The sequence below is a fragment of the Nocardia sp. XZ_19_385 genome (assembly GCF_015355755.1).
In the GTDB taxonomy this organism is placed as follows: domain Bacteria; phylum Actinomycetota; class Actinomycetes; order Mycobacteriales; family Mycobacteriaceae; genus Nocardia.
On record NZ_JACVEE010000001.1, the window covers coordinates 1,060,830 to 1,086,946 of the forward strand.

The following is a 26,117-nucleotide window of genomic DNA, read 5'->3' on the forward strand; positions in this document are numbered from 1 at the left end:
CCCCTGCGACTGTTCCTTCTGTCAGGCATCACTTCGAAGGCAAGGAGCACACCATGTCGGTCACGACCACAACTCATCTGAACTTCCGCGGCGACGCCCGAGCGGCGCTGGAGTTCTACCACTCCGTATTCGGCGGCGACCTCGCCGTCGTCACCTACGCGGACGCCGGGAACCTCGGGGAGGCCCCCGACCAGGTGATGTGGGGCCAGGTGCGCGCCGACAACGGCTTCCACGTCATGGCCTACGACGTGCCCACACCCCTGCCCTACGACCAGGGCGAGAACTCGTTCTTCGTCTCCCTGCGCGGCGAAACCGTCGAGGAAGTTACTGCCTACTGGAACCAGCTCGCCGCCGACGCAACGGTCGTGATCCCCCTGGGCCCGGCAGGCTGGGCCCACGCCTACGGCATGCTGCGCGACCCCTTCGGCATCGTCTGGGTCCTCGACGTAGTCAGCAAATACAACGGGTAACCCCACCCCTTGAAAACAAGATCATCAGGCACTGGTGGTGGATCGACTCGGGCAATACCGCCACCAAGTCCTGATGATCTTGAAGACGGGCAGCTCGCGCTGCGAGGACCAGGCGCGATTTAGCCTGCTTCGTGGCCGGGTTCGATTTCGGCGACGCTGCGGTAGTGCAGACCGCTGCGGTCCTCGGGTGGCGCGGAGGCGGCCGTGGGGGTCAGCAGATGGCCGACATGGTCGCCGAATTCGATGCGTTCGATGATCGCACCGGTGAACCAGCCGGCTGCGCCGGTCAAGATCGGCAGGCCATGCGGGCCGGGAGTCCATTCGCAGTGGTCGAACTTGTCGAGGTCGGTGCCGGTTTCGCCGCCGAAGAGTTGTGCCAGTGCGGTGTCCGCGCCGTCGAGCAGGTGCACCGCCAGGTATTTCGCACCGCCGGCGATGTCGAAAGTGTGGTTGGCGGTGGACAGTCCGACGAGGAACTGGCGCGGCTCGATGCTGACCTGGCTGGCGAAGCCGACCAGACATCCGGCCCGCTGTTCCCCCGCCACGACTGTCACGACCCACACCGGAGGGTTGGCGCGTGCGACAACCGCGTCGAACGCGCGGAGAGTTTCTTCTGCCATTCGAATATCTTGCCTCGGCCGCTGCTGTCCGGCCCCCAGGCGCGGTCGCCACAGGCTGTCTTCGAAACCCACAGAGATCTCTCACAAGTCACGGGCGCGCGACTCGGCCCGGCCCAGTAGCGTCCAGGGCGAACGAAGGAGAGCGAAGATGGCTGCTGGGCGCAACGGGTACCTGCTGTTCGGTGGTGTGGCGTCGGTCGGGGCGGGTGCGTTGCACCTGTTCGCGGCGGGACTGCACACCGAGCACGCCACCCTCGCCCGGCTGATAATCGTGCTCGCGGGGGCACAGTGCGCGGCCGGGCTGCTGGCGTCGGTGAGCACGCGAAAAGCTGTGCCGGTCATCGTGATCGGGGTGAACCTCGTCGCGGTGGCGATCTGGGGTTACACCCGGTTCGCGGGGCTGCCGTGGCCCGACGGGCTCGGCACGGCGGAGGCGCCGCAGTTCCTCGACAGCACGTGCGCGGCGCTGGGGCTGCTCGCGATCGCCGGTGCGGCTGTCGCTTTGGTGCGCCCCGGGGCGACCTTGCCCACGGCGCCGACCGCGACGGCCGCCGGTCTGGCCGGTGTCCTGGCCGTCGCGGCGATGCTCGGCGGCGCCGGACATGTGCACAGCCACGACGGCGGCGAGCACACCCATGCCGCCGGCGGCGACCACTCCGACCACGAGACCGGCACCGCGTGGCCGCGGCCGTGGGACCCCGCTGCCGCGATCGATGTCTCCGGCGTGCCGGGGGTGACCGCCGCGCAGGAGCAGCGCGCGACCGCCCTGATTCGCAGCACGCTCGACCGGCTGCCCGCCTTCGCCGATGTCAATTCCATTGGCGCACTGGGCTTTCGATCCATCGGCGACGCGTCCACCGGTTACGAGCACTTCATCAACTTCGGCTACATCCGCGACGACCGATTCCTCGACCCCACCTACCCGGAGTCACTGGTCTACCGGGTCGAGGGCACCGACCGGACCCTGGTCTCGGCGATGTACATCGCCAAGGGCAAGAAGATCGACGACACCGAACTGCTGGACTACGCCGGACCCCTGATGCAGTGGCACGTACACGACAACCTCTGCTGGAAGACCGGCGCCGACGGTCCCCAAGTCGCCGGAGTCACCGACGCCCAGGGCAACTGCCCACCCAACTCGATCAACCCCGGCGCAGGCAACCCGATGGTCCACGTCTGGATCGCGGCCCACCAATGCGGACCGTTCGCGGCCCTCGAAGGCCACGGCGCCGGGCAGGCCGCCGCCACCGGCCGCCGCACCGACACCTGCTCCCACGATCACTCCGGCGGGCACCGCTGAGCCGATAGCCGGGCCCGGTTCAGCGCGCTTTCGATGAAGTCAGCGGCGCGCACGGTGCCGCCTTCCGCGTGCGCGTCGGCGCGCAACCGCGCCAGACGCCGGGCCACCTCGGGATCGCCGACCAGGGCTATCAGCGCCTCCCGCAGGTTCTGCGCGTCAGCGGCCTGGGTGTCGATGCGGCGGGCCACACCCAGCTCGACGAGCCGGTCCGCGTTCATGAACTGCTCGGCGCCCTGTGGCACGGCGATCATCGGGACACCGGACAGCAGTCCTTCGCCGCAGCCGCCCATCCCGGCATGGGTGACGAAGGCGTCGGCCTGTTCCAGGATCGCCCGCTGCGGGACCCAGGAGCGCACTTCGACATTGGCGGGGATCTCGCCGAGTTCCTGTGGGTCGGTGTGCTTGCCGATCTGCAGCACCACGTGCCAGCCGGGCAGATTGCCGTAGGCGCGCAGGCATTGGCGGTAGAACTCCGGCCGGTGGGTGTAGGCCGAGCCGAGGGAGATCAGCAGGATCTGCTGCGCTGCCGCGGGGCGGACCCAATCCTGTTGTTGTTTCCGGGTTTCGAAGCAGGGTCCGACGAATGTCACTGTGCCGGAGTCGACTTGGTCGGCGTGGGGTTGCATCGCCTTGGGTATCAGCGCCAGGGCGCGGTCGGGCAGGCCGGAAAAGTCGTCGACATCGGTGGTGGCCGCGCCGATGTCGACGAGCCACCGGGCGAACCTCGCCCGGTAGGCGTCGGCGCCCGGCAGCTGTCGCAGGTGTGCGCCCACCTCCTGGTCGTAGCCTTTCCACGCCACGAAAGAAGGCGACAGCTGGATCATCGGGCGGCTCTGCGTTTCGGCGATCGCCCGTCCCGCGTAAGCGCCGATGTCGTACAGGTAGAGGTCGGCAGGGTCGTCGTCGTAGGCCGCGCGCAGCTGCGGGAGCCCGTGCACGGCGTTGTCGAGGAACAGGTTCATGGCCGCGACGGGCTCGTCGGGCCAGTTGTTGCCGGCGACCGGCAGCGTCGAGGTACACGGCACCAGTTCGGCGCCGGCGCCGGTGATCAGGTCGGCCACCACCGGGTCGTTGGCGTAGGTGACGCGATGACCGCGGCCCACCAGCTCACGGATGATCTCCAGGCTCGGCAGCACATGGCTGACAACGGGAACGCCGACCATGGCGATATGGATTGGGCGAGAAGGCATTACGGTCTCCCTCGGTTCAGGTCCGCGGCGGCGGCTTCGAGATCGGCGATGCTGCCCGACATGATCGCCGGCACGTGTTCGGTGATGTGCTCGGCGGGCCAGTCCCACCACGCCACCGCCAGCAGGCGGGCGATGTCCCGGTCCGTGAAGCGAGTTCGGATGAGGCGGGCCGGGTTGCCGCCGACGATGCCGTAGTCGGGTACGTCGCCGGTGACCACGGATCCGGTGCTGATGATCGCGCCGTGGCCGATTCGCACGCCGGGCATCACCGTCGTGCCGTTGCCGAACCAGACGTCGTTGCCGACGATGGTGTCGCCTCGACTCGGCAAGCCGGTGAGCAGGTCGAAGTGGTTCGACCAGGAGCCGCCCATGGTGGGGAAGGGGAAGGTCGAGGGACCGTCCATGCGGTGATTGGCGCCGTTCATGATGAACCGAACGCCGGTGCCCAGAGCACAGAACTTTCCGATGACCAGCTTCTCGGGACCGTAGTGGTACAGGACATTCCGGGTTTCGAACGCGGTCGGATCGTCCGGGTCGTCGTAGTAGGAGTACTCCCCCACGTCGATCAGGGGCGAGGTGATCAGCGGCTTCAGCAGCACCACTCGCGGCTGGCCGGGCATCGGATGCAGCACGGTCGGGTCGGCGGGAATCGAATCGTTGGGCACAGCGAATCTCCTTCGGTGCGTGGATGATCGGGTTGCGGCGGTCAGACGGTTGCTGACGCCCGCAGGGCGAGGTGTGTGCCGCGCCAGCGGGTTCGGAGCCGGCGGTCGTGGCTGACGATCACCAGGGCGCCACGGTAGTTGGCCAGGGCGGTTTCCAATTCCTCGGCCAGGCCTGGTGACAGGTGGTTGGTGGGCTCGTCGAGCAGCAGCACGTCGACCGGATCGGTCACCAACCGCGCCAAGGCCAGGCGCTGCCGCTGTCCGGTGGAGAGCTTCGCGACGCGTGTCGTGAACTGCGCGTGATCGAACAGGCCCAGTGCCAGCAGTTGTTCGGCATGCTCGTCCGTTTGTCCCGTGCGACCGCGGGCGAAGGCAGTCAGCAGCGTGTCCTCCGGCTCGGCGAAGCGCGGCTCCTGCGCGAGGTAGCCGATCCGGCCGTTGCGGGTGACGGTGCCGTTGTCCGGCGCGAGCCGCCCGGCCAGGACGCGCAGCAGAGTGCTCTTACCGGCCCCGTTCGGGCCGGTGATCAGCAGGCGATCACCCACGGACACTTCGACACTCAGCCGATCGAGCCTGCCGCGGACCGCGACGTCGGTAGCGTCGAGCACGGTGCCCTGCTCCCGCCCAGCCCGCAGGGCGGGAGCGAACCGCAACGGTCGCGGTGGCGCCGGCACCGGATCCGCGAGGAGGCGGCGCAGCCGTTCCTCGGCGTTGCGAACCCGGCTGGCCAGTGACTGCTGCACTCGGCCTCCGGCCCGGTCGTAGGCCATCTTGTTGTTGTCCTTCATCGCCCGGCCCGGTGCGACCTGACGGGCGGTGGTAGCGGCGACTTCGCGGAGCCGGTCGGTGTCGGTCAGCCATTGCGCGTGCGCCTGCACCCACCGCTGTCGCGCCGCCGCCTTCTCGGTCAGGAATCCCGCATACCCGTTGCCGTAGCGGACAACTCGCTGCCGGTCCGCGTCGACCTCCAGCAGGGTGGTCGTGACCCGCTCGAGGAAGGCGCGGTCGTGTGAGACCGTCACCGTCGTGCCGCGGCGCGCTCGCAGGTGATCCTCGAGCCAGGTCAGGGCATCGTCGTCGAGGTGGTTGGTCGGCTCGTCCAGCAGCAGCACCTCGGTGCCGGCCGCCAGTATCGCGGCCAGGCGCAGCCGGACCTGCTCGCCGCCGGACAGCCCGGCGATCGTCCGGTCCCGGTCCACCAGTCCCAATCCCAGACCGTAGAGCGCGCGTTCCACCCGAGCGTCGGCGTCGTAACCGCCGCGCAGCTCGAAAACCGTTGTCAGCTCGCCGTATTCGGTCATTCCGGACTCGTCGCCGGCGGCCATCGAGACCTCGAGGCGGCGCATCCGCTCTTCGATCGCGCGGAGCTCGGTGAGGGCTCGGTCGATGACTTCCTGCACCGTCAGGTGTGGCGGGAGCTGTTCGTCCTGCGCGAGGTAACCGACGCCGCCGTCGGCCTGGACGACGATCTCACCTTGATCGGGCTGTTCCCGACCGGCGAACAGACGCAGCAGGGTGGTCTTGCCGGAGCCGTTCTCGCCGATGATCCCGGTGCGCTCACCCGCGGCGAGCGCACACGTCACCTCATCGAGAACAGGCTTGCCGTCGAAGGACTTGCTGACCGCGAGCGCGGTGATCTGGGTTGGCATATGCACACTCCGAAGCATTCGAGGACGGCGCGGTCAACGGGGACCGCAGGGCCGGGTGAACACTTCGCAGGAGCATCGGCAGAACCTCACTTAGTACGACAACTGTCGCACTAAGGTATCGTCAAGGCTCCATCCCGTCAAGCAATCGGATCACCGACAATGAGTTTCGAAGCCCCACCGGGCACTTCCGAGCCCACTCCGGCCGTCCGTTCCCGGCCGGGTGGCCGCACCGCCCGCATCCGGGCCCAGGTGCTCGCGGCGGTCAGCGCGGAGCTGGCCGAAAACGGTTACGACGCACTCAGCATCGATGCCGTCGCGGCTCGCTCGGGCGTGCACCGCGCCACGGTGTATCGCCGCTGGCAAGATGTCGGCGGCCTGCTCGCCGACGTCTTCGACGCGGCGGCCCACCAGCCGTGGCAGCCTCGCGACACCGGCTCGCTGCGCGGCGACCTGGCGGCGCTCAACGACGAAATCCAGGATTCACTGAGCGAGGAGTCGTCGATCGCGGTAGCGCTGATCGCGGTCTCGTTCCGCTCCGAAGAGGCCGCCGCCGCCCTGCGCCGCCTGTGGGAAGACCGATATACCCAGTCCGAGATCATCATTGAGCGCGCCATCGAGCGCGGCGAACTCCCCTCCGAGGTCGACGCGCGCGCCCTGCTGATCGCCGCGACCGCCCCGCTCTACCACCAGCTGGTCCTGCTCCGGACGCCACCCGACCCGGCTCTCCCCGACCGCGCGGCCGTCACCGCCGCACTCGCCGCGGCCGCGGGCGCCTTCTCTCCGAGCGCTACCTGACCCGCTCGCGACCAGGTGGCCTTCGGTTCCCACTGCGCCGGATTCCCTACCGCGGTCGCGCGGGTGCAATGCCAGGACCCCGGTCCCTTTTCTGGGATCGGGGTCCTGTTCGGTCGGCCGTGCTCGGTTACTCGAACTCGGCGGGGTTCACCGCGGCCGCCATGGCGGCATAGCCCGCATCACTGGGGTGGATGTGGTCGCCGCTGTCGAATTCGGGAGTGAACCGCTGCGGGTTGGCCGGATCGCGCAGGGCGGCATCGAAATCGACGATGGCGTCGTAGGCACCGGCGGTGCGGATCCACTCGTTGAGGGCCTGGCGGGCGGACTCGGCCGCGGGTGAGAAGTAGGGCGAGCCGTGGATGGGAGTGAAGGTCGCGCCGATTACCCGCAAACCCTTCGCGCGGGCTTGGCGGATCAGGTCGAGATGCCCGGCGACGAGTTGATCGGTGGAGACAGGGACGACGGTGTCGGCCGCGCCCGGGCCGCCGGTGCTCAGGCCGATGTCGTTGATGCCCGCGAGGATGATGACGGTGCCGATACCCGGCTGGTCGAGGACATCGGGGCCGAATCGGCGCTGGGCGCTGTCACCCAGCCAGGAGGAGTCGACGGTGACCCGGTTGCCCCCGATGCCCTGATCGATGATGGCGCGTGGATTGCCTTCGGCGGCAAGGCGTTCGGCCAGTTCGTCCGGGTACCGGTTGTCGGCGCCGGGGGTGGAGCCGATGCCTTCGGTGATGGAGTCACCGAACGCGACCACGCCGGAGCGGCGCGGGAGCACATCGAAGACCTCGACGCCCGACAGGTAGTACCAGGACTGGGTGGTCTCGGTGAAGGCGGTGCCGGCACTGTCCGCGCGGTGGTCGCCGGTAGCGCGGTAGGTGGTCGCCAGGGCCTGGGCGTGGTGGGTCGCCGGGCCGGTGGGCTCGGCGAGGTGGAGCGTGATGGTCAGGGACTGGAAGGGTGCGACCGGCAGCGGGACCGGATCGGTGGCGAGATCGGCTCCGGCCGGGATCCGGAATTGCGCGGCGCCACCGATGGTCAAGGGGCGCAGGGTGTCCGGGCGAATGTTCGCGCCGGTATCGGTCAGCGCGATCGTTGCTCCGGCGATGGCCAGCGGCGCGGCGCCGTATCGATTGGTCAGCCGTACCCGGGTGGCGGCGCCGCCCTGGCTCACTCGGATCACCTGCCGCAGAGTGTGATTCGAGAACCCCTCGGCGGACCAGTTGGGTGACATTGTCTTACTGGGCATTTGCGCCGAGGTCGCCCACACCGCGGTCCACCCCGACTCCTGCACTGGCGCCGCATGCGCGGTGACAGCGAGCGCGAGCAGAAGGAGGGCGGCCACCAAGGCCCGAATAATTCGCATGACGAAATCCGTTCAGCAGCAGAGGATCAGGACAGAGCGGGAGCCGCGATTTCCGCCGGGGCGGGCGCGGTGCTGGCAGGCCGGCGCAACACGGTGAGGGTGACCACGAGCGCGGCGGCCAGCAGCCCGGCAGCGACGGTGAAGGCCAACCGGTAACCGCTGGTCAATGCCGCGGCCTCGGAAGCGCCCGAAACCAGTTGGCTCCCAGTGCGCGACGCCGCGAGTGTCGACAGCACCGCGATGCCCAGCGCCATGCCGACCTGCTGGGTGGTGTTGAACAACCCGGAGGCCAACCCCGCATCCTCGGCATCCGCGTCGGACATGCCCAGCGTGGCCAACGCGGGCAGCACCAGCCCGCCACCGGCGATCAGCACCATCATCGGCAGCAGATCGACGACGTAGGTGGCGTCCACCGGAAGCCTTGTCAGCCAGCCCATTCCGGCCAGCAGCATGATCAGTCCGGCAACCAGCACGGCCCGTTCACCGAAGCGGGTGATCAGCCGAGCCGACGCGAACAGCGACACCCCGCCGATGGCGACGGCCGCGGGCAGCATGGCCAGCCCGGTGGCCAGCGCGCTGTAGCCGAGGACCTTCTGCATGTACAGCGCGACGATGATCTGGAAGGCGAACATGGCCGCCAGCGTCAGCATCTGCACCAGGTTGGCGCCGGACACATTGCGGGAACGGAAGATTCGCAGCGGCAGCAGCGGCGTCCGCGCGGTCTTCTGCCGGAGGACGAAGGTGACCAGCATGCCGACAGCCACCGCGCCGAGCCCCAGGGTGTGCGCGGAAGTCCAGCCGTGCTCCTCGATCTTCACCACCGTGTAGATGCTCAGCATGAGTCCACCGGTGACCAGCAGCGCGCCGAGCGCGTCCGCACCCGCGGCCAATCCGATTCCACGATCGGCGGGCAAGGCCTTCACCGCCAGCGCGACGGTCACGATCCCGATCGGCACGTTGATGAGGAAGATCCAGTGCCAGTTCAGCGCATCGGTCAGCACCCCGCCCAGCACCTGGCCGATGGAGGCGCCGGCCGCGCCGGTGAAGCTGAAGATCCCGATGGCCTTCGCCCGTTCCCGGCTCTCGGTAAACAAAGTGACCAGGATTCCCAGCACCACCGACGAGGCGAGCGCACTGCCGACGCCCTGGAGGAAGCGGGCGGCGACCAGCATCTCCGGCGTGGTGGCCGCTCCGGCGAGCAGCGAGGCAAGGGTGAACACCACATTTCCGGTGAGGAACATGGTCTTGCGGCCGATCAGGTCACCGAGCCGCCCGGCCAGCAGCAGCAATCCGCCGAAGGCGATGAGGTAGGCGTTCACGGTCCAGCTCAGCCCGGCGGCGGTGAAGCCAAGATCGTTCTGAATCGCGGGCATTGCGACGGTCACGATGCTGCCGTCGAGGATGGTCATCAACGTCGCCGCCGACAGTACGGCGAGGGCGAGTCGTTTGGACATTGTCATAGGTCATCTCCCGTTCGGAACCAACAAGAGAGACCGTACTAGATAGTTCCGTTGTAGACAATATCGAAGCAGATTATTGTCTGGCCCGGCGCGCCTGCGAGGCCTCCGCCGGAGCCGCGAGATGCCCTTCTGCCAGGGAATTCAAGGCGCGCAACAGGTTCTCGCGATCCCCCGCGGGCAGGGAAGCCAGGGCGTCCCGATGCACCCCATCGACAATGTTCTGACTCCGCTTGGCAACCTTCGCCCCCTCGGGGGTCACCGCGATGATCCGAGCGCGGCGATCAGTACTCGAGGGCCGCCGCTCGGCCAGCCCGGCCTTCTCCAGCGCGTCGACCGTGACCACCATGGTGGTCTTGTCCATATCCCCCAGCTCCGCGAGCTGAATCTGCGTCCGCTCCTCCTCGAGCGCATGCACCAGCACGCAATGCATGCGAGCGGTCAGCCCGATCTCGGCCAGCGCCGCCGCCATCCGGGTGCGCAGCACATGGCTCGTGTGATCGAGCAGAAACGACAGATCGGGCTCATCGCGCTTGGGTGCCAGTGCAGTCATGCCCCCATCATAGTTTTGTTGCAGATAATCCGCACACCTCCGCATCCGGGGCCGCCCTGCCTCAGCAGGGCGGCCCCGTTCGGGTTACGAGATCAGCTGCTCATGCACCCGTACCCAAATCCATCTACCCGTATAGCTGCCGGCCGACCCACAGCCAGCTCGCCGGGGTGACCAAATCCCCACGCCCGTGATTCCCGGAAAGCCTGACGCGCATTCCTCTTGGATGGTCGCCGAGGTGAGCGTCTCCCCGCGCGTGGATGCCGCGGGTGCGGCCTGATCCTTCGGCCGGCGGCCACCGCCGCCGTTCTTGACCTTGCCCTGGGTGTGGGAGTAGTTCCGGTATGCGAAATCTTGCGCCATTGCGCCTGCCCCTTCGGGTCTTCGAGTTCGAATGAGTCTCGAAGGGCCCTGGGCGCGCTCACGGACGCTGAAGCAGTTCTCCGCGTCCGCTAGCGGGCCAGAGCCCGGGCGCTGCGCAGGCGAACGAAGTACGGGGCGACGTAGCAAGACATGGTGGCGAGCCTAGGGACGACGCGACCGGGCCCGCAACCGAATTAACTGATGTTTTGCTAACAAGCGCGAACCGTGGGCGATGTGTTCCAGACAACACCTATTCAGGAGGTTCGAGATGCTATCTGCGAAGCGGCTTGCTGCCGGCGCTTTCGTGGCCACCGCGGCTGCGGCGACTGTACTCGCTGGTGGGGGCATGGCCCAGGCTGACGTACCGGTGTGGGAGGCCAGGTGTCACGTTTACAACATCTTCAACACCGGCGGGATGGCCAATTGTGAGCTGGGGACCTGGCATCAGGTGAAGCTCACTTGCGTTGCGTGGCCGGTCCCGTTCACCTACTGGAAGTACGGCCCGGTGCAGTACGGACAGAATCAGTCCTGGGCCAGTTGCGATTCACTGAACGCTCTGGTGCACGTGGAAGTTATCCAGGCCTAGCGCGAACCCGTATCAATCCTCGCCGAACAGCGGAAGCTGCCGCGAGGCTGGGGCGGAGCCCCCACCGACTTTGCGCAGACACCGTGCGCAGGTGACCTCCGCCCGGGTCGGCGCCAGCGCGGCCGGTGACCAACCGGCCACCCCCGTCCGGCACAGCAGTTCGGGAGCTTCTTGCCCGCCGACCCACTGCACCAGGCTCACCGCGTGCACCGTGCGTCCGGCCCGGACGACAGCGTGCACGCCGGCGTCACCGAAAACGGCCCGCGCGGAGGCGGCGAGCGGCGAGATATCGGTCATACGCCCAACCATACGAGTGTCCGCCGACAGTGGCCGGTCACCGACACGCTCACCGGTCGCCGCGCGCCTCGGTGGCGGCGAGGTAGCAGGCGAGGAGGTCGCGGGTCTCGGAGAGACATTCCAGGCGCGCCTCCACCTGGCCCAATTCGTGCCGCAGCACCGCGAGCATGTCCGGATGAGATTCCAAATCGGGTGCGGGACCGTGCGCGCACGGCAGGATGTCGCGGATGACGCGGGTGGACAGACCCGCCGCGAGCAACGCTCGGATCTGCTGGACGACGGTCGGCGCTTCGGGACCGTAATCACGGAAGCCACCACCGGTGCGGGTGGTGCTGAGCAGGCCCTGCTCTTCGTAGTAGCGCAGCAGGCGATGACTCACGCCGGTGCGGTGCGCCAGTTCACCGATTCGCATGTGATCCCGTTCATCTCGGCTTGACTCTCACATTGATGTGAGATTTTAGCGTTGCTTCATGACTCAGCGGATTACCGGTGTATTCACCGGAAACGACAGCGAACTCACCGGTTTCGTGCGCGGCAGCGGGCCCGGCCTGGTCCTCGCACACGGTGCGAGCAGCGATGTCGAGGACAGCTTCGGCGAGGTGGCCGAGCGGCTCGCGGCCACGAATACGGTGGTGGCGCCGAACTATCCGGGCTCGGGCGAGACGCCGCGCAGCCTGACGCCGCTCACCCTCGACAGGCTCGCCGACGGACTGGCCGCCGCCGCGACGCAGGCCGGGCAGCAACGTTTCGCGGTCCTCGGATTCTCCACCGGCACCGCGGTCGCGGTGCGGCTCGCCACCCGGCACCCCGAGCGGGTGACGGCGCTGGTGCTGTCGGCGGGGCTCGCCTATCCCAATGCCCGCCTGCGACTGGTCATCCAGACCTGGCGGCGGCTGGCGGCGGCCGGGGATCCGGAATCCCTGGCCGCGTACCTGATCCTGCTCGGTTGGAGCCCGCACTGGCTGGAACAGCACTCCGCGGCCGAGATCGGCGAACTGGCCGCCGCCATCGGTCCCGCGCTGCCGCCCGGCGCGGATGACCAGCTCGATCTGCTGACCCGGGTCGACGTGCGCGCCGATCTCGCGGCCATCAGGGTGCCGACGCTGGTCGTCGCCGCCCGGCACGACCTGGTGGTATCCGCCGCACACACCCGGGAACTCGCGGCCGGAATTCCGGACGCGCAACTGACCGAACTCGATTCCGGTCACGCGCTGGCCAGTGAGCGACCCGGCGAATGGGCGCAGACCGTCGCCGATTTCCTCGGGTAACCGAAATCACCCCGATTACACCGGGCTATCAACCGATCTCGCCGTCCCGCCCAAAGGGATTGTGGCGGTGAAGGATCCGGGCCCTCAGGGTAGAGTCGGCTGGCTGCTCAGCCCGCGCCGGACCGGGTGCCGCAGCTGACGATTTCTCGTCGTGTTCCGGCGAGGGGATGGCATGACCACTACGCGAGAACCGTCCGAGCTGACCCCGCAGGCGCCCGATGTTCGCGTCGCGCAGATTCGGCGGCGGCTGGAGCGGCTGATCGGCATCGCGGCGACCGAGGGCAACAAGCTGACCCCCTTGCGCAACGGAGACCAGATCTTCGAAGCGATGCTGGCCGGGATCGCCCGCGCCGAGCACACGGTGGACATGATGACCTTCGTCTACTGGAAAGGTGACATCGCGCGCCGATTCGCCGAGGCCCTGGCCGAGCGCGCCGCCGCCGGCGTGCGGGTGCGGCTGTTGCTGGACGGTTTCGGTAGCCGGCTGATCGAGGCCGAACAGCTGCGGCGGATGGAGCAGGCCGGGGTTCAGGTGGCGTGGTTCCGCAAGCCGCTGTACCTCTCGCCGCTCAAGCAGAACCACCGCTGCCATCGCAAGGTGCTCGTCGTCGACGAGGAGACCGCCTTCACCGGCGGCGTGGGCATCGCCGAGGAGTGGTGCGGCGATGCCCGCAACGAGAAGGAGTGGCGGGACACCCATGTCGAGGTCAGCGGCCCCGCGGTGGACGGCCTCGCCGCGGCCTTCGCGCAGAACTGGGCGGAGTGCCACGACGAACTCTTCGACGAGCGGGACCGGTTCATCGACCATCAGGCGCCGGGCGAGGCCATTGTGCAGGTGGTGCGCGGTTCGGCCAGTTTCGGCTGGCAGGACATGCAGACCCTGCTGCGCGTGATGCTGGAGTCGGCCGAGGAACGTTTCCGGCTGGCCACCGCGTACTTCTCACCGGACGCGTACTTCATCGAGTTGCTGTGCGCCACCGCCCGGCGCGGGGTCGAGGTGGAGATCCTGCTGCCCGGGCCGTACACCGACAAGCGGGTCTGCCAATTGGCAGGCCAGCATTACTACGAAGAGCTCATCGCCTGCGGAGTGAAGATCTACCAGTACCAGCCGACGATGATGCACGCCAAGGTGATCACCGTCGACCGCGTCGCCGCGCTGATCGGCTCGACCAACTTCAACCGCCGCTCCCTCGACCACGACGAGGAGATCATGCTGGCCGTCCTCGACCAGGAGTTCACCGCCACCCTGGACGAGCATTTCGACGCCGATGTGGCGGTCAGCGACCAGATCCGGGCGGGCCGGTGGATGCGACGTTCCCTGGTGCAGCGGGCCCGCGAAGTGGCCGTCCAGCCCATCCGTCGATTCCTGTAATCCTGGTCGGTGGCACGCTGGAACCGAATGTGGCGGGCCTGAGGGAGAATGTGGACGTGAGCGACGTAATCAGCGATAAGTTCCGACATCGACTCGGCGGACCGGCGGTTGTGGCGCCAACGAGTGCAGTGGCACTCGTCGACGGCTAGCTCGATGTCGGACAAGGAAGTGCCGGGACCGGAATCCGGCGGCAAGAGGTTCGACGCGCTGGAACGGTTGCGCGGCAAGCTGGACGGGACGAAGGCCGCCGAGACCGGTTCCCCCGAAGCGGAAGACGGCCGGTCGAAAGTCATCCGGCTGCCGCGTCGTCCTCGCCGCGTGACCGAGGAAACCAGCGAGCAGCCCCGCAAGACTTGGCACTCGGAAGGTGACTCCGTCTACGATCCGGCGCCGACCAGGCCGGTGCTGCGCTCGGAGCTGCAGCGTGAGACGGGGTGGTGGCCGGTCGACCCCGGCGCGACCCGGCACCCCGCCGCGCAGCCGGGCGGCGCCGAACAGGACGGCAGTGTCGTCGATCTCGACGCGTTGCGGCGGAAACGAGCCGCCGACGCTCCGGTCGCCGGCATCCGGCGCCGGGCCAAACCGCGCCGGATCAGTGACCCCGATTCCCCGCAGCCCGACGGACCTCAGTAGTCCGCTGCGCGTCAGAAGACGAAACCGCGCATGAGCACGAAGCGCATGCCACCCACCGCCGCCATGACGGCCAGCACGGCACTCGCTTGGGCGAACTCGCCGAGGCTCGGTGCCCAGAATTCGAGCGCGGCCAGGGCCGCGGTGCTGATCAACAGGCCGATCAGCGCCAATCCGCCGCCTTCCCACTGAGCTTTGAACCAGCCGACGCGGCCGGCCGCTCGGAAGGTGATCTGCCGGTGCAGTTCGTTCGCGATCACCGTGCTGAGGATGGAGCCGGCGATGTGGGCCACCATCGGGCCGAACCCGCTCATGGTCGTGAACAGCAGGACGTAGGCGATATTGCTGGAGCCGCCGACCAGAGCGAAGCGGATCAGCTGGGCGAAGGCGTGCTCGCCGCGCAGGAATCGCAGCACCCGGGTGAGCGATTCGGTGCGCGGCATCGAGCCGAGGCTCAGATCGATGCTGGAGAGGCCGGGCGCTGCGAGTGCTGTGCTGTTCACCCGATTACTGTCGCCAGCCGCGCTGACACCGCTCTGACGCCGAGCTTACATCGCCACTGACACGGGGTTCGGGCTGGTCAGCACACAGATCTTCGATCCGCTGCCGAAGGTGATCCAGGAGCTTGTCCGGATCGTCGAAGTCCGCGGGATCGATGGGCGCACCGAAGTGCACAGTCACGCGCTGCCGGCGGTCGAAGGCCGGACCGTTGCCACGGACCTTGCGCATAGGCAGCACCCGATCGGTGCCGGTGGTGCCGACCGGGATGATCGGAACTCCGGTTGCCAGCGCCAGTTTCGCGACTCCCGGCTTGTACGGTTCGTCCTCGCCCGGCGCGACCAGCCGCCCTTCCGGATAGATGATCAGCACTCCGCCGTGCCGCACAATCTGCTCTGCCTGCGCCAAGGCCGACTGCCCGGACTCGCTGTCGCGGCGCACCACCGGAATCTGGCCCAGCCGCCGCACCAGCCATCCGACCACCGGCCACGACCACAGTTCGGCCATCGCGATGGCGATGGCCCGCCGCCGCAGCGCACCCCACAGGAAGACGGCGTCGAGCATCGAAATGTGATTGCTCGCAATGATCACGGGCCCGGTCTCCGGGACCCGCTCGCGGCCGATCACGGTGACCCGCACTACGTTCGACCAGACCAGCGCTCGCAGGATGCGGCGCACGAATGTCGTTGTCAGCCAGGCCCGTTTTCCCAGCCCCCTGGGCCGCCGCGCGTTTTCGTTCACAGGACCGATCGTGGTATCCCCAGCCCGGCGGCGGCACCGCGAAACTACTCGAGCGCCCCCGGGCAAAACTTCTTACATCCCTTTGTCATCGGCCTGTCCCGGCTTTGACATCGCCCGCCCAAGATCGTCGCAACGCCCGGAAAACACCGGGTCGACGGGAACGAATGGGAGTGAGCGACTATGCGCTCGGTATTGAGCTTCGCCCTGGCGGCGGCCGCTGTCGGCGGGTTGGTCGCCGGCTGCGGGCAGAACGAATCAGCAACGGCGGGTAGGGATTCCGTGCGAGCCGCGTGGTGTCCTGCGGTCGCGGACTACGAGGTCGATTGCGGGACGGTGCGGCGCCCGCTGGTGCAGGGTCAGCCGGAATTGGGAACGATCGATGTGGGCTACGCCCGGATCCGGCACAGTAATCGCGCGGTCCCGGCGGCGGGCACCTTGCTGCCCAACCCGGGCGGTCCCGGCGTGCCGATGATCGCGCACGCGGCCGAGGCGACCATGCTGTCCGCTGGATTACTGGACGACCACGATGTGCTGCTGATCGATCCACGCGGCACGGGAGTGTCCGACGCGCTGGATTGCGGCGCCGACGAGGACCGATACCAGCTGGGCACGCGAGAACAGCAGCAGGAGATGATCGGCCACTGCGGCGAGCAGCTCGGGGCGAAAGCGGCCGGGTACACCTCGGCGGCCACAGTCGACGACTTCGACGCGGTCCGTGCGGAACTCGGCATCGACAAGGTGATCCCGTACGGAATCTCTTACGGCACTTATCTTTTGCCGATCTATGCGCAACAGCACCCGGAGCACGTGCAGTCGATCGTCCTCTCCGGTGCCTATCCGGCCGGATTCGACCCGCTGCAACGACCCAATGCCGAGGCGGTCTCCCTTGCCCTGCAAAGGATTTGTGAACGCAGCACGGTCTGCGACGGCGACACAGCCGTGCACGACCTGCGCACCGTCGCGGCTCGCCTGCGCACCCAGCCGATCACGGTCTCGGGCAAGGCACCCATCGTGCTCGACGAGGCAAAGCTGGGAAACCTCGTCTTCGAGGCCGCGACCAGCAATGTCGGGGCAGACCCGCAGGCCATGACGCCCCTCGGAACCCTGCCCGCGGCACTGCGTTCGGCCGTGCGCGGCAACGACGAGCCCCTGCGTGAATTCGTCCGCGCCACCACCCATGAAGCCGGTTACGAGAACATCGACCTCTACATGGCTGTCGCGTGCAACGACTACCGGCCGCTCTGGTCGCCCGAAGCGACTGTCCCGCAACGAGAACAGCAGTACCGCGAGGCCCTGACCCGGAACGCGCCCGACGGCCTGGGCGCCTTCAGCGCCGAAGGGTTCAGCGCCGCCCAGCGCGACGGCGGCAACGCCTGCCTCCGCTGGCCCGCCATCCCCGGCCACGAGCGCCCGGACCAGATGCGCGCACCCATGCCGGAGGTCCCGGTGCTGGTGCTCTCCGGCGATCTCGACGCCATCACCCCGGATGCCAACGGCAAACTCGCGGCCGCGCGCTTCCCGCGCTCGACTTTCCTCTCGGTACCCAATACCGGCCATGTGCCGGACCTGGAGCCGACCGGCTGCGTCACCGGCATCATCACCACATTCGTCCGAACCGGCGCGACCGGACCGACCGACTGTGTGGCCGCGGTGCCGCCGATCGCCGTGGCCCCCGTCACCAACTGAGCGGCCATGAGCAACAACGCAGCCACCACCCGCCAGAATGAGCCGGTGAACCCAGCGACAACCGTGCTCGTGGTCGAGGACGACCCCAATGTGCGCAGCACCCTGGACCAGCTGCTGCGCTTCGAGGGTTACACCGTGCGGCTGGCCGGTGACGGCCAGGAGGCGCTCGAACTGCTCGACCGGGACCGCCCGGATGTGGCGGTGGTGGATGTGGTGATGCCGCGGCTGGACGGGCTGTCGCTGTGCCGGATGTTGCGCCGGCGCGGCGACCGGCTGCCGATCCTGGTGCTGACCGCCCGGCATCAGGTCGGCGACCGGGTCGCGGGACTGGACGCGGGCGCCGACGACTATCTGTCGAAACCGTTCGACACCGAGGAACTGCTGGCGCGACTGCGGGCCCTGTTGCGCCGCAGCGCGCCGGATCCGGAGGTCGCGAGCGAACTCCTCACTATCGCGGATCTGTCCCTGGATCCGGCGAGCCGCGAGGTCCGGCGCGGCGGCCGGCTACTCGATCTGACCCGCACGGAATTCGATGTCCTGGAACTGCTGCTGCGCAACCAGCGCATTGTTCTCACCAGAAGCCGTATCTACGAGGACATCTGGGGTTTCGACTTCGACACCGAGTCTCGTTCCCTGGATGTCTACATCGGCTATCTGCGCCGCAAGACCGAGGAGGGTGGCGCGCCGCGGCTCATCCACACGGTGCGCAATGTCGGCTACACGATCCGGATGGCGTGATGTTGCGCGCCAGACTCACTCTCGTCGCGGTACTCACGGCGGTCGCCGCCATCCTGGTCACGCTGATCGCGTCCTATCGCAGCGTGTCTCCGCTGGTCGCCGAGCAGGTCGACCGGGGCCTGTCCGATCGGGCCGATACCGTGCTGGCACTGCTCGACACCGGAGCGCCGGTACCGGTGCGGCCCGATATGACCGAGCAGCTCCTGCTGCCCGACGGCACCGTGCGCGTGCTCACGCCCGGACGGAATGCGTTGCCGGTCACCGAAATCGACCGTGACATCGCGCGCAGCGGCACCGGCAGCGCGGACACCAACATCGTCGTCGACGGTGTCGAGCACGGCGTGGTCACCAAACCCCGGCCGGGCGGGGGCGCGGTCATGGTCAGCCAGAATTACGCGGAGGTCGTCCGGGTCGACAACGAATTCCTGTGGCGCACAATCTGGATCACCGCCGCTGCCGTGTGCGCGGCGGCCGTGATCGGATGGCTCGCGATCGGGCGCATCCTGCGACCGATCCGCCGCCTGGCCACCGCGACCCGTCATGTGGCCACCACCCAGGACCTTTCGACGCTGCTCCCCCAGTCCGCTCGCGGCGAGGTCGGCGAACTGACCGACAGCTTCAACACCATGCTCGCCGCCCTGCGCCTGTCCCGGGCACAGCAGCAGCGCCTGGTCGAGGACGCGAGCCACGAGCTGCGCACGCCTTTGACCTCGGTCCGCGGCAGCGCCGAACTCTTACAGCGCGCCCACGGCAGACTCGATCCCGGCGACGAAACCCGCGTCATCACAACCCTTGTCCAGGAGGCGAAGGCCCTCGACGCCCTCGTCGGCGAACTCGTCGACCTCGCCACCAACCAGCACACCACCGAGGAACCGGCCACCGTCGACCTGCCCGAGCTCGCCGGTGCCCGCGCCGAGCGCTTCCGCCGCCGCACCGGCCGCGAAATCACCCTCACCGCAGCCGAATCCGCACCCGTCACCGCCCGCCCGCAGGCCCTGGCCCGCTGCATCGACAACCTGCTCGACAACGCCCTCAAATACAGCCCACCCGAATCCCCGATCCACCTCCACATCGTCGGCCCCCGCCTCGCGGTCCAGGACCGAGGCCCCGGCATCGCCCCCACCGACCAAACCGCCATCTTCGACCGCTTCTACCGCGCCGACCACACCCGCTCCACCCCCGGATCCGGCCTCGGCCTGGCCATCGTCCACGACATCATCACCGCCCACCACGGCACCGTCTTCGCCACCAACCGCCCCGAAGGCGGCGCCGAAGTGGGTTTCCAACTGCCCCAGCAGAATCGGAGGGCTCAGTAGCACTCCCAGTGCACGCGGACGTCGGTGAAGTCGTGCGCGGCCAGCGCTTGCGGGGCGACGAAGCAGTAGAGGGTTCCGAAATCTCCCCAGCCCATGCCGATCTCCGGGTCGGTGTCGAACTGAACGAGCAGGATCTGACCCGACGGCTGCCTGTCGCCGTAGAAGTGCTGGTAGGCGGCGGTGCCGGGGAGCAACCCCCGGTCGTGATCACTCTGGATCTCGTTGGCCCAGCCTCCGAGCTGATGCCAGGCCCAGGAGTGTTCGAAGTAGGTATCGCTGAAAGCTTCGAAGCGTTCGTAGACTTCGTCGTCGTAGTCATCGGAGCCGAGCAGGTGCTCTTCAAGCCACTGCCCGTCGGGGATCGACGGAACCATCGCGAAAGTCATGTCGGTGCGCCGGATTATGCGATTTCGTTCCGCGAGATCGGGGGGCAACGGCGTCTCCCGCAATTCCACCTCCGGAGGGAAGAACAGGAACGCGCCGGACCATCCATTCGTGTCACCGAACACCGAGATCCGGCCGGACGCAGGAAGATTCAGATCCAGCTTCGGCAGTTCGGCCAGATCGATGGAGGCGACGTGTTCGTAATGACCGTGATCGGCTCCAGGCCAGGCGAATCCGTCCGGCAGTTCGGGCAGGCCTCCGAAATAACCGATGACCTTGTCACCCGCACTCGCGTGCCGCAGGCGCAAACTGTCACGGACCGCCAACTCCATATCGGCGTGAAACTCTTCGGGGATATGCAACCGCATCAACGCGCGGAGGTCGGGCTCAGTCACGAGGGCAATCCTGCCAGCAGCCTCCGACAGACGACGGGGCTGATCGGCGGCGACTTCCGTTGGCGTGCAAGCGATTGCACGCCAGCAGAATCGGAGGGCCTAGCCGAGGAACAGGACGCTGATCGCCATGGCGGCGATCGCGGTGCCGATGGCCAGCGCCAGGAGCAACTGTGTTCTGGTCAGCATCCGGTTTCGCAGGACCCAGCCGAGGACGAAAGCGGTGGCCGGTAGTGCGACGGTCGCGGCGGTGACCATCCCGGGTGAGTAGTCGCCGAACCACGCCGCGGTGCTCAGGTGGAAGACCGCGTTCACCGCGAACTGCCACTGGAATGCGACCGCCATGATCACCCAGCCGACGGCCGCGTCCGGCCGGGCCGCGCGCCATGAACACAGCAGGACCAGCAGGATCAGCGGGATGTGGCTGACTGCGAACTTCTCGGTGGTCAGGTGGGCGAAGTGTTCCGATACCCAGGCCGCGAAGCCGGGCATTTCCTCCAGGGTGTGGACGATGAACACCACAAAAGGCACGTAGAACAGCACGCGGGCCTCGCCCGGCCAGGCGCGAAAACTCGGGCTCTGCGCGGCCGGAGCGGGTTGTACAGACATCGGTGGACTCCCTCATCGTTCATATGCAAACATACGCATGTTAATATCTATCAGAGTTCGAGGCGGCCGAACAGACATTCGGCCGGAGGAGATCGGGAGGTCGGCTATGGGTCAGGGCCATGATCACGGGGTGTCGGCGGCAAGTGCCGGGAGCGCGTCAGCACGGTATGTCCGGCGGTTGGCGATCGCGATCGGGCTGGGCCTGGTCACCTTCGTCGCTCAACTGGTCGTCGGGTTGCAGACGTCGTCGCTGGCATTGCTGTCGGACTCGGCGCACGTGTTCACCGACGTGCTCGGCGTCACGATGGCGCTGGTGGCGATCCTGTTGGCGCGCGGTGCGATTCGGCGCGCCGACCGCTCCTACGGGATGTATCGGGCCGAGGTCTTCGCCGCCTTGTTCAACGCGGTGCTGCTGTTCGCGGTAGCGGGCTGGGTGATCTACGAGGCGATCGGCCGCCTCGCCGCGCCGCCGGAGGTGCCGGGCCTGCCGGTCACCCTCGTCGCGATCGTCGGTCTGGTCATGAACGTGATCGCCTTGTTGATCCTGCGGCGCGGCGCCGAGCACAGCCTCAACGTGCGCGGCGCCTACCTCGAAGTGCTGGCCGACCTGCTGGGCTCGATCGGAGTCCTGGTCAGCGGCCTGGTGACGCTGTTCTTCGGGTGGCGCTACGCCGACCCGGTCATCGGCATCGGGATCGGCTTGTTCGTCTTGCCCCGCGCCTACAGCCTGGGCAAGCACGCCCTGCGCATCCTGTTCCAGCACGCCCCAGCGGAACTGGATGTGGCACAGGTCGATTCCGCGCTCTCCGAGGTCGCCGGTGTCCGCTCGGTCCACGATCTGCATGTGTGGACCTTGACCTCGGGGATGGAGGTCGCTTCGGCGCACCTGGTGATCGCCGACGACGCGGACCCCGCGACGGTTCTCGGCGCGGCCCGGCTACTCCTGACCGAGACCTACCGGCTGCCCCACGCCACCCTCCAGATCGAACTAGCCGCCGACTCCTCGGAGTGCGAAAAGATGTCCTGGTAGCCAAACGGTCGATCCCGGATCAAAGCATGCCAGAGCTGGCACGTCTTTGCCGAGATCGACCGTTGTGCTGGTTGCGCTACCGCTTGGCTACGACCGACAGATCCCGGTCGAGCACCCGAGCGGTTGTCGCACTGCTGCGTGTGCCGGTCGAAATACGGGACATATCAGCGGAATCCATGGCCGCGTAATACGAGGACTCGTAACCGGCCCCGAGACGATCGACCGAGAAGTGCTCGATCACCCGACGGCGGCAAGCGACCGGATCGAGGTGCGCCGCCGCGGCCATGGCCTCGGGGAGTTCGGCGGGATCGTCACAGATGAAACCGGTGACACCGTGCTCGACGACCTCCGACACCGCGCCGCCGCGCAGCGCGACGACGGGCGTACCGCAGGCCATCGCCTCGATCATCACGATCCCGAACGGCTCTTCCCAGCGAATCGGGAAGAGCAGGCACCTGGCCTGTGATAGCAGCAGCCGCTTGGCCATCGCGTCCGCTTCGCCGAAGACGAAATCCCGCTCGCCCAGCAGCGGCCGCACCGAACGCTTGAAGTACGCCTTTTCCGCGGGCTCGTTCATCTTCGCCGCCAGCACCAGGGGCACACCCGCCGTGTGCGCCGCTTCCAATGCCAGATCCGGGCCCTTGTAGGGCGCGTAGCGTCCCAGGAAGAGGGCGAAATCCTGCTTTTCTTTCTGGAAGGGCCAGGCACTCGGCAGCACCGCGTTGTAAACCCGCCCCAGCCAATTCAATCGGGGAGCCAGGCTCTTCTGCCGGTCGCTGATCGCGATCAGCTGCGCCGATTCGCCGAGCGCGCCGTAGTACGCCTGCTCCTCACCGTCGACCGGACCGTGCACGGTCACCACCGTCGGGATGCCCAGCGCCTGATACACCGGCGCGTTCAAGGGTCCGGCGAAGGTGTGATCGTGGATCACGTCGATGTGTTCGGTGCGCGCCAGTTCGATGATGGTCTCGCGCACCTTCAGCGCGTTGACCACCTCGGGAAATGGATCGCCGAGCCGGTCGGCGAGGATCTTGTCCCACACCGGGATGAAGCGAGTGGCGGTGGTTCCGGCCCGGCCCGCGCCGAGCAGCGTCACCCGGTGCCCGCGCGCCACCAGTGCGTCCACCAACTGGGCCACCACCGCTTCCACGCCGCCGTATCCGGCGGGTGGAATTTCGAAATACGGTGGGGCCACCATGACGATATTCAGTGGCGCACCGGATTCCCTGATGTTGTAAATCAAGGAACCGGAACCGGACGGCGTGCTGATCATGGACTGCCTCCTCAACGGTGTGAAGCTGCGACCAAAACGGGACGCGACGCCAAATACGCCGCATTACGCGAACTCCGGGAGCTTCATCAGGGGAGCATGTACCCGCAGATGTAGATACCCAGCACAGACTCAGCTAACCATCACAGTCCGGTTTGGATGCGCGAATACCGCCGAGGCCGGGGTGTTTCCTGGAATCCCCCGTAGCCCCTCCCCTCTTCAACATATATCGCACCCGGGGGCTTGCGGCAAGACCCGGGTGGTGGCGCAGAATCGTCGGCCGAAGCCGATAACCAGCGGAAATCCGCGTTCCTGAATGGGGTTTTCATGATCGACGTAATCATTGCCGGTGGCGGACCGACCGGCTGCATGCTGGCCGCCGAGTTGCGACTGCACGGTGTGCAGGTGGTGGTGCTGGAGCAGGCGGCGGAACCGACCAAGATCGTCCGGTCGCTCGGCCTGCATACGCGCAGTGTGGAGGTGCTGGATCAGCGCGGCCTGCTGGATCGATTCCTCGCGCACGGAACGCAGTATCCGGTGGGTGGTTTCTTCGCCGGCATCCCCAAGCCGCCACCGGCGCGCCTGGACACCGCGCACGGGTACACGCTCGGCATCCCGCAGAACATCACCGATCGGCTGCTGTACGAGCACGCGCTGGAGGCCGGCGCCGAGGTCCGGCGCGGCTGCGCACTCGCCGGGCTGAGTCAGGACGAACACGGAGTGACCGCCGAGCTGGCCGACGGCACACAGCTGCAAGCGCGCTATCTCGTCGGCTGCGACGGCGGCCACAGCACGGTCCGCAAGCTGCTCGGCATCGACTTTCCCGGCGAGCCCAGCCGGGTGGACACCCTGCTGGGTGAGCTGGAGCTGACCGCGGATCTCGAGACCATCACCGCCCTGAACACCGAAATCCGCAAGACCCAATTGCGGTTCGGCGCAGGGCCGCTCGCGGACGGCGGATACCGCGTGGTGGTGCCCGCGGCGGGGGTGGCCGACGACCGCTCGATCCCGCCCACGCTCGAGGAGTTCAAGCAGCAGTTGCGGGCGACCGCCGGCACCGACCTCGGTGCGCACTCCCCGCGCTGGCTGTCCCGCTTCGGCGACAGTACCCGGCTGGCCGAACGCTATCGGGCCGGCCGGGTCCTGCTGGCGGGCGACGCGGCGCACGTCCATCCGCCGATGGGCGGGCAGGGCCTCAACCTCGGCATCCAGGACGCGTTCAACCTCGGCTGGAAGCTGGCCGCCGAGCTCGCGGGCTGGGCGCCGGAAGGTCTGCTGGACAGCTACCAGACCGAGCGCCGCCCGGTCGCGGCCGACGTACTGGACAACACTCGTGCGCAGATGCAACTGCTGGCCACGGATCCGAATTCGCAGGCGCTGCGCCGGCTGATGTCGGACCTGATGGACTTCGACGAGGTGAGCCGGTTTCTGACCGAGAAGATCACCGCGATCGGGATCCGCTACGACTTCGGCGAAGGGCACGAGTTGCTCGGTCGCCGCCTGCGGGACCTACCGCTGAAGAAGGGTCGTCTCTATGACTTGATGCACGACGGCCGCGGGCTCCTGCTCGACCAGACCGGTCGTCTCTCGGTGGGGGGCTGGGAAGACCGGGTCGATCACGTCGTCGATGTCAGCGAGGAGTTGGACGCGCCCGCCATGCTGTTGCGCCCGGATGGTCACGTGGCGTGGGCCGGTGACGACCAGCAGGATCTGCTCGAGCATCTCCCCCGGTGGTTCGGCGCGGGCTAGGAAACCGGGCGCTGTGTACGGTCAGGCGTGTGCCACCCGCTCCCGCCGACGTCGAGTACACGCTGCCGATCCAGCGCGTACAGGGCCTGATCGAGGTCGCCACGAGCAAAGGCTGGGATATCACCGCCGCGCTCGCCGCCGCGGGTGTCGCGCCGGAGTTGCTGGCGCAGGGCGGTTCCCGGGTCACCCTCGATCAGGCCGTGCGGATCGTGCAGTGGCTGTGGCGCGAGACCGGTGACGAATTGCTCGGGCTGGGGCTGCAACCGGTCCCGCTCGGCACCTTCCGGCTGGTCTGCTTCGGCCTGCTCGGCGCACCGACGGCGCGCGCGGCGGCGGTGCGGTACAGCAACTTTCAGCGCTCGCTGCCCGGTGTCCCGCCGGTATCCGTGCGCGAGATCGGCGACGAGGTCTGGGTCTCGTTCGATATCAGCGAGGTCGTCGCACCGGTCGCGTTGCCGATCGACACCATGCTGGCGGCCTGCCATCGCTTCGCGTCCTGGGCCGCCGCGAAGTGGCTGCCGTTGCGCCGGGTGGAGGTCCCTTACTCCCCGATTCCCGGTCTCGACGACTACGGCCAGATGTTCGGCGCGCCAGTGGTTTTCGACGCCCCCGCACCCGCGCTGGTGTTCGACGCCGAGGTCTTCGAGGCCCCGCTCGTGCGCGACGAGCAGGACCTGATGCGCTTTCTAACCAACGCCCCGGCCGGGGTGATGGGCAGGCGCGACTTCTCGTTGTCGATGGCCGCACGCGTCCGCCGCATTCTCGAACGCGGCCTCACCGGCGCCTGGCCCGGCGTGGAGGACATCGCCGCCGAGCTCGCCATGAGCCCGCAGACACTGCGCCGCAAACTCGGTGAGGAGGGCGCGTCCCTGCGCCAGATCCGCGAGCAGATGCTGCGCGACGCGGCCATCGCCAGTCTGGTGCGCGGCGAGGAAACCGTGGCGGCCCTGTCGCGGCGGCTCGGCTTCTCCGAACCCAGCGCCTTCTCCCGCGCGTTCCGGCGCTGGACGGGCAGCCCGCCCGGTTCCTACCAGCCCTGAACTCGAGCGGTCCGGTCAACGATCTGATCGGCACGGTCATCGGCGGCGGCGATTCGACGGCCTACCGTCGAAAGGCCAGCCGTTTG

The 26,117-nt window shown here is 67.9% G+C and carries 27 protein-coding genes; 13 read left to right on the plus strand and 14 right to left on the minus strand.

The window, feature by feature from the left end; translation table 11 throughout:
* Positions 1–53 precede the first annotated feature (53 nt).
* Positions 54–470, plus strand: a complete 417-nt coding sequence (locus IBX22_RS04930) for a VOC family protein (RefSeq protein ID WP_194814174.1) — start codon at positions 54–56, stop codon at positions 468–470.
* 119 nt (positions 471–589) lie between these two features.
* On the opposite strand, the gene IBX22_RS04935 is transcribed toward IBX22_RS04930, so the two are convergent.
* Positions 590–1,090 carry a flavin reductase family protein gene (locus tag IBX22_RS04935; RefSeq protein WP_194814175.1) on the minus strand — a complete coding sequence of 167 codons (501 nt, stop codon included), beginning with the start codon at positions 1,088–1,090 and terminating at the stop codon, positions 590–592.
* A gap of 148 nt (positions 1,091–1,238) precedes the next feature.
* Here IBX22_RS04935 and IBX22_RS04940 point away from each other — a divergent pair, with 148 nt between their 5' ends.
* On the plus strand, positions 1,239–2,390 hold the full coding sequence (locus IBX22_RS04940; protein ID WP_194814176.1) for a hypothetical protein: 1,152 nt from the start codon (positions 1,239–1,241) through the stop codon (positions 2,388–2,390).
* Here the strand turns inward: IBX22_RS04940 and IBX22_RS04945 are convergent.
* The 3 genes from IBX22_RS04945 to abc-f form a co-directional block, all read right to left on the minus strand.
* The gene (locus tag IBX22_RS04945; RefSeq protein ID WP_228538196.1) at positions 2,369–3,580 is read right to left on the minus strand and encodes a macrolide family glycosyltransferase; all 1,212 of its coding nucleotides are present in this window, start codon (positions 3,578–3,580) and stop codon (positions 2,369–2,371) included. The genes IBX22_RS04940 and IBX22_RS04945 overlap by 22 nt on opposite strands.
* A complete protein-coding gene (locus tag IBX22_RS04950) occupies positions 3,580–4,200 on the minus strand; it encodes a CatB-related O-acetyltransferase (protein ID WP_194815588.1) in 621 nt (206 codons plus the stop codon). Before IBX22_RS04950 ends, IBX22_RS04945 begins: the two co-directional genes overlap by 1 nt.
* Positions 4,201–4,286: 86 nt before the next feature.
* Positions 4,287–5,894 carry a ribosomal protection-like ABC-F family protein gene (gene abc-f / locus IBX22_RS04955; RefSeq protein ID WP_194814177.1) on the minus strand — a complete coding sequence of 536 codons (1,608 nt, stop codon included), beginning with the start codon at positions 5,892–5,894 and terminating at the stop codon, positions 4,287–4,289.
* Positions 5,895–6,053: 159 nt separating this feature from the next.
* On the opposite strand from abc-f, the gene IBX22_RS04960 reads away from it, so the two are divergent.
* Positions 6,054–6,689, plus strand: coding sequence for a TetR/AcrR family transcriptional regulator (locus tag IBX22_RS04960; RefSeq protein WP_194814178.1), 636 nt, complete (start codon positions 6,054–6,056; stop codon positions 6,687–6,689).
* Between the two features lie 127 nt (positions 6,690–6,816).
* Here the strand turns inward: IBX22_RS04960 and IBX22_RS04965 are convergent, their stop codons facing one another.
* The 3 genes from IBX22_RS04965 to IBX22_RS04975 all read right to left on the minus strand — a co-directional run bounded on the left by IBX22_RS04965 (position 6,817) and on the right by IBX22_RS04975 (position 10,065).
* On the minus strand, positions 6,817–8,055 hold the full coding sequence (locus IBX22_RS04965) for an SGNH/GDSL hydrolase family protein (protein ID WP_194814179.1): 1,239 nt from the start codon (positions 8,053–8,055) through the stop codon (positions 6,817–6,819).
* Positions 8,056–8,081: 26 nt separating this feature from the next.
* The gene (locus tag IBX22_RS04970; protein WP_228538197.1) at positions 8,082–9,509 is read right to left on the minus strand and encodes an MFS transporter; all 1,428 of its coding nucleotides are present in this window, start codon (positions 9,507–9,509) and stop codon (positions 8,082–8,084) included.
* 79 nt (positions 9,510–9,588) lie between these two features.
* On the minus strand, positions 9,589–10,065 hold the full coding sequence (locus tag IBX22_RS04975) for a MarR family winged helix-turn-helix transcriptional regulator (RefSeq protein WP_194814181.1): 477 nt from the start codon (positions 10,063–10,065) through the stop codon (positions 9,589–9,591).
* Between the two features lie 628 nt (positions 10,066–10,693).
* On the opposite strand from IBX22_RS04975, the gene IBX22_RS04980 reads away from it, so the two are divergent.
* Positions 10,694–11,011, plus strand: coding sequence for a hypothetical protein (locus IBX22_RS04980; RefSeq protein ID WP_194814182.1), 318 nt, complete (start codon positions 10,694–10,696; stop codon positions 11,009–11,011).
* 12 nt (positions 11,012–11,023) lie between these two features.
* Here the strand turns inward: IBX22_RS04980 and IBX22_RS04985 are convergent, their stop codons facing one another.
* A complete protein-coding gene (locus tag IBX22_RS04985) occupies positions 11,024–11,308 on the minus strand; it encodes a hypothetical protein (protein ID WP_194814183.1) in 285 nt (94 codons plus the stop codon).
* Between the two features lie 49 nt (positions 11,309–11,357).
* The gene (locus IBX22_RS04990) at positions 11,358–11,720 is read right to left on the minus strand and encodes a MerR family transcriptional regulator (protein ID WP_194814184.1); all 363 of its coding nucleotides are present in this window, start codon (positions 11,718–11,720) and stop codon (positions 11,358–11,360) included.
* A 58-nt stretch (positions 11,721–11,778) separates the two neighbouring features.
* Here IBX22_RS04990 and IBX22_RS04995 point away from each other — a divergent pair, with 58 nt between their 5' ends.
* The 3 genes from IBX22_RS04995 to IBX22_RS05005 all read left to right on the plus strand — a co-directional run bounded on the left by IBX22_RS04995 (position 11,779) and on the right by IBX22_RS05005 (position 14,581).
* On the plus strand, positions 11,779–12,576 hold the full coding sequence (locus IBX22_RS04995) for an alpha/beta fold hydrolase (protein WP_194814185.1): 798 nt from the start codon (positions 11,779–11,781) through the stop codon (positions 12,574–12,576).
* Between the two features lie 172 nt (positions 12,577–12,748).
* A complete protein-coding gene (locus IBX22_RS05000) occupies positions 12,749–13,948 on the plus strand; it encodes a phosphatidylserine/phosphatidylglycerophosphate/cardiolipin synthase family protein (protein WP_194814186.1) in 1,200 nt (399 codons plus the stop codon).
* Between the two features lie 153 nt (positions 13,949–14,101).
* Positions 14,102–14,581 carry a hypothetical protein gene (locus IBX22_RS05005; protein ID WP_194814187.1) on the plus strand — a complete coding sequence of 160 codons (480 nt, stop codon included), beginning with the start codon at positions 14,102–14,104 and terminating at the stop codon, positions 14,579–14,581.
* Between the two features lie 11 nt (positions 14,582–14,592).
* Here IBX22_RS05005 and IBX22_RS05010 read toward each other — a convergent pair whose 3' ends face one another.
* A complete protein-coding gene (locus IBX22_RS05010; protein WP_194815589.1) occupies positions 14,593–15,021 on the minus strand; it encodes a GtrA family protein in 429 nt (142 codons plus the stop codon).
* Between the two features lie 64 nt (positions 15,022–15,085).
* Positions 15,086–15,817 carry a 1-acyl-sn-glycerol-3-phosphate acyltransferase gene (locus tag IBX22_RS05015; protein WP_194814188.1) on the minus strand — a complete coding sequence of 244 codons (732 nt, stop codon included), beginning with the start codon at positions 15,815–15,817 and terminating at the stop codon, positions 15,086–15,088.
* Positions 15,818–15,997: 180 nt separating this feature from the next.
* On the opposite strand from IBX22_RS05015, the gene IBX22_RS05020 reads away from it, so the two are divergent.
* Genes IBX22_RS05020 through IBX22_RS05030 form a run of 3 tightly spaced genes read left to right on the plus strand, consistent with a single transcriptional unit; the run spans position 15,998 to position 19,557 of the window.
* The gene (locus IBX22_RS05020) at positions 15,998–17,503 is read left to right on the plus strand and encodes an alpha/beta fold hydrolase (RefSeq protein WP_194814189.1); all 1,506 of its coding nucleotides are present in this window, start codon (positions 15,998–16,000) and stop codon (positions 17,501–17,503) included.
* A gap of 6 nt (positions 17,504–17,509) precedes the next feature.
* Positions 17,510–18,241 (plus strand): response regulator transcription factor, encoded by a 732-nt coding sequence (locus IBX22_RS05025; protein ID WP_194814190.1) that lies wholly within the window; start codon positions 17,510–17,512, stop codon positions 18,239–18,241.
* Positions 18,241–19,557 (plus strand): HAMP domain-containing sensor histidine kinase, encoded by a 1,317-nt coding sequence (locus tag IBX22_RS05030; RefSeq protein WP_194814191.1) that lies wholly within the window; start codon positions 18,241–18,243, stop codon positions 19,555–19,557. The genes IBX22_RS05025 and IBX22_RS05030 overlap by 1 nt, the downstream gene beginning before the upstream one ends.
* On the opposite strand, the gene IBX22_RS05035 is transcribed toward IBX22_RS05030, so the two are convergent.
* A complete protein-coding gene (locus tag IBX22_RS05035; protein ID WP_194814192.1) occupies positions 19,551–20,336 on the minus strand; it encodes a DUF1963 domain-containing protein in 786 nt (261 codons plus the stop codon). The two genes, IBX22_RS05030 and IBX22_RS05035, sit on opposite strands and share 7 nt — an antisense overlap.
* A gap of 99 nt (positions 20,337–20,435) precedes the next feature.
* The gene (locus tag IBX22_RS05040) at positions 20,436–20,942 is read right to left on the minus strand and encodes an HXXEE domain-containing protein (protein ID WP_194814193.1); all 507 of its coding nucleotides are present in this window, start codon (positions 20,940–20,942) and stop codon (positions 20,436–20,438) included.
* A gap of 106 nt (positions 20,943–21,048) precedes the next feature.
* Here IBX22_RS05040 and IBX22_RS05045 point away from each other — a divergent pair, with 106 nt between their 5' ends.
* Positions 21,049–21,972: a cation diffusion facilitator family transporter gene (locus tag IBX22_RS05045; protein ID WP_194814194.1), complete on the plus strand. Its 924-nt coding sequence runs from the start codon at positions 21,049–21,051 to the stop codon at positions 21,970–21,972.
* A 76-nt stretch (positions 21,973–22,048) separates the two neighbouring features.
* On the opposite strand, the gene IBX22_RS05050 is transcribed toward IBX22_RS05045, so the two are convergent.
* The gene (locus IBX22_RS05050) at positions 22,049–23,245 is read right to left on the minus strand and encodes a glycosyltransferase family 4 protein (RefSeq protein ID WP_228538198.1); all 1,197 of its coding nucleotides are present in this window, start codon (positions 23,243–23,245) and stop codon (positions 22,049–22,051) included.
* 324 nt (positions 23,246–23,569) lie between these two features.
* Between IBX22_RS05050 and rox the strand changes: the two genes are divergently transcribed.
* Both rox and IBX22_RS05060 read left to right on the plus strand, forming a co-directional pair.
* Positions 23,570–24,991, plus strand: coding sequence for a rifampin monooxygenase (gene rox, locus IBX22_RS05055; protein ID WP_194814195.1), 1,422 nt, complete (start codon positions 23,570–23,572; stop codon positions 24,989–24,991).
* A 29-nt stretch (positions 24,992–25,020) separates the two neighbouring features.
* Positions 25,021–26,031: an AraC family transcriptional regulator gene (locus tag IBX22_RS05060; protein WP_194814196.1), complete on the plus strand. Its 1,011-nt coding sequence runs from the start codon at positions 25,021–25,023 to the stop codon at positions 26,029–26,031.
* Positions 26,032–26,117: the final 86 nt, after the last annotated feature.

Bases quoted from the DNA above. Each gene is read 5' to 3' on its own strand.
- IBX22_RS04965 (WP_194814179.1), bottom strand. From the start codon at position 8,055: ATGCGAATTATTCGGGCCTTGGTGGCCGCCCTCCTTCTGCTCGCGCTC.
- IBX22_RS05045 (WP_194814194.1), top strand. From the start codon at position 21,049: ATGGGTCAGGGCCATGATCACGGGGTGTCGGCGGCAAGTGCCGGGAGC.
- abc-f (WP_194814177.1), bottom strand. From the start codon at position 5,894: ATGCCAACCCAGATCACCGCGCTCGCGGTCAGCAAGTCCTTCGACGGC.
- IBX22_RS04985 (WP_194814183.1), bottom strand. From the start codon at position 11,308: ATGACCGATATCTCGCCGCTCGCCGCCTCCGCGCGGGCCGTTTTCGGT.
- IBX22_RS04970 (WP_228538197.1), bottom strand. From the start codon at position 9,509: ATGTCCAAACGACTCGCCCTCGCCGTACTGTCGGCGGCGACGTTGATG.
- IBX22_RS05000 (WP_194814186.1), top strand. From the start codon at position 12,749: ATGACCACTACGCGAGAACCGTCCGAGCTGACCCCGCAGGCGCCCGAT.
- IBX22_RS04950 (WP_194815588.1), bottom strand. From the start codon at position 4,200: ATGCCCGGCCAGCCGCGAGTGGTGCTGCTGAAGCCGCTGATCACCTCG.
- IBX22_RS04945 (WP_228538196.1), bottom strand. From the start codon at position 3,580: ATGCCTTCTCGCCCAATCCATATCGCCATGGTCGGCGTTCCCGTTGTC.
- IBX22_RS04930 (WP_194814174.1), top strand. From the start codon at position 54: ATGTCGGTCACGACCACAACTCATCTGAACTTCCGCGGCGACGCCCGA.
- IBX22_RS04975 (WP_194814181.1), bottom strand. From the start codon at position 10,065: ATGACTGCACTGGCACCCAAGCGCGATGAGCCCGATCTGTCGTTTCTG.
- IBX22_RS05050 (WP_228538198.1), bottom strand. From the start codon at position 23,245: ATGATCAGCACGCCGTCCGGTTCCGGTTCCTTGATTTACAACATCAGG.
- IBX22_RS05005 (WP_194814187.1), top strand. From the start codon at position 14,102: ATGTCGGACAAGGAAGTGCCGGGACCGGAATCCGGCGGCAAGAGGTTC.
- IBX22_RS05010 (WP_194815589.1), bottom strand. From the start codon at position 15,021: ATGCCGCGCACCGAATCGCTCACCCGGGTGCTGCGATTCCTGCGCGGC.
- IBX22_RS04935 (WP_194814175.1), bottom strand. From the start codon at position 1,090: ATGGCAGAAGAAACTCTCCGCGCGTTCGACGCGGTTGTCGCACGCGCC.
- IBX22_RS04995 (WP_194814185.1), top strand. From the start codon at position 11,779: ATGACTCAGCGGATTACCGGTGTATTCACCGGAAACGACAGCGAACTC.
- IBX22_RS05025 (WP_194814190.1), top strand. From the start codon at position 17,510: ATGAGCAACAACGCAGCCACCACCCGCCAGAATGAGCCGGTGAACCCA.
- rox (WP_194814195.1), top strand. From the start codon at position 23,570: ATGATCGACGTAATCATTGCCGGTGGCGGACCGACCGGCTGCATGCTG.
- IBX22_RS04990 (WP_194814184.1), bottom strand. From the start codon at position 11,720: ATGCGAATCGGTGAACTGGCGCACCGCACCGGCGTGAGTCATCGCCTG.
- IBX22_RS05020 (WP_194814189.1), top strand. From the start codon at position 15,998: ATGCGCTCGGTATTGAGCTTCGCCCTGGCGGCGGCCGCTGTCGGCGGG.
- IBX22_RS05030 (WP_194814191.1), top strand. From the start codon at position 18,241: ATGTTGCGCGCCAGACTCACTCTCGTCGCGGTACTCACGGCGGTCGCC.
- IBX22_RS04960 (WP_194814178.1), top strand. From the start codon at position 6,054: ATGAGTTTCGAAGCCCCACCGGGCACTTCCGAGCCCACTCCGGCCGTC.
- IBX22_RS04980 (WP_194814182.1), top strand. From the start codon at position 10,694: ATGCTATCTGCGAAGCGGCTTGCTGCCGGCGCTTTCGTGGCCACCGCG.
- IBX22_RS04940 (WP_194814176.1), top strand. From the start codon at position 1,239: ATGGCTGCTGGGCGCAACGGGTACCTGCTGTTCGGTGGTGTGGCGTCG.
- IBX22_RS05040 (WP_194814193.1), bottom strand. From the start codon at position 20,942: ATGTCTGTACAACCCGCTCCGGCCGCGCAGAGCCCGAGTTTTCGCGCC.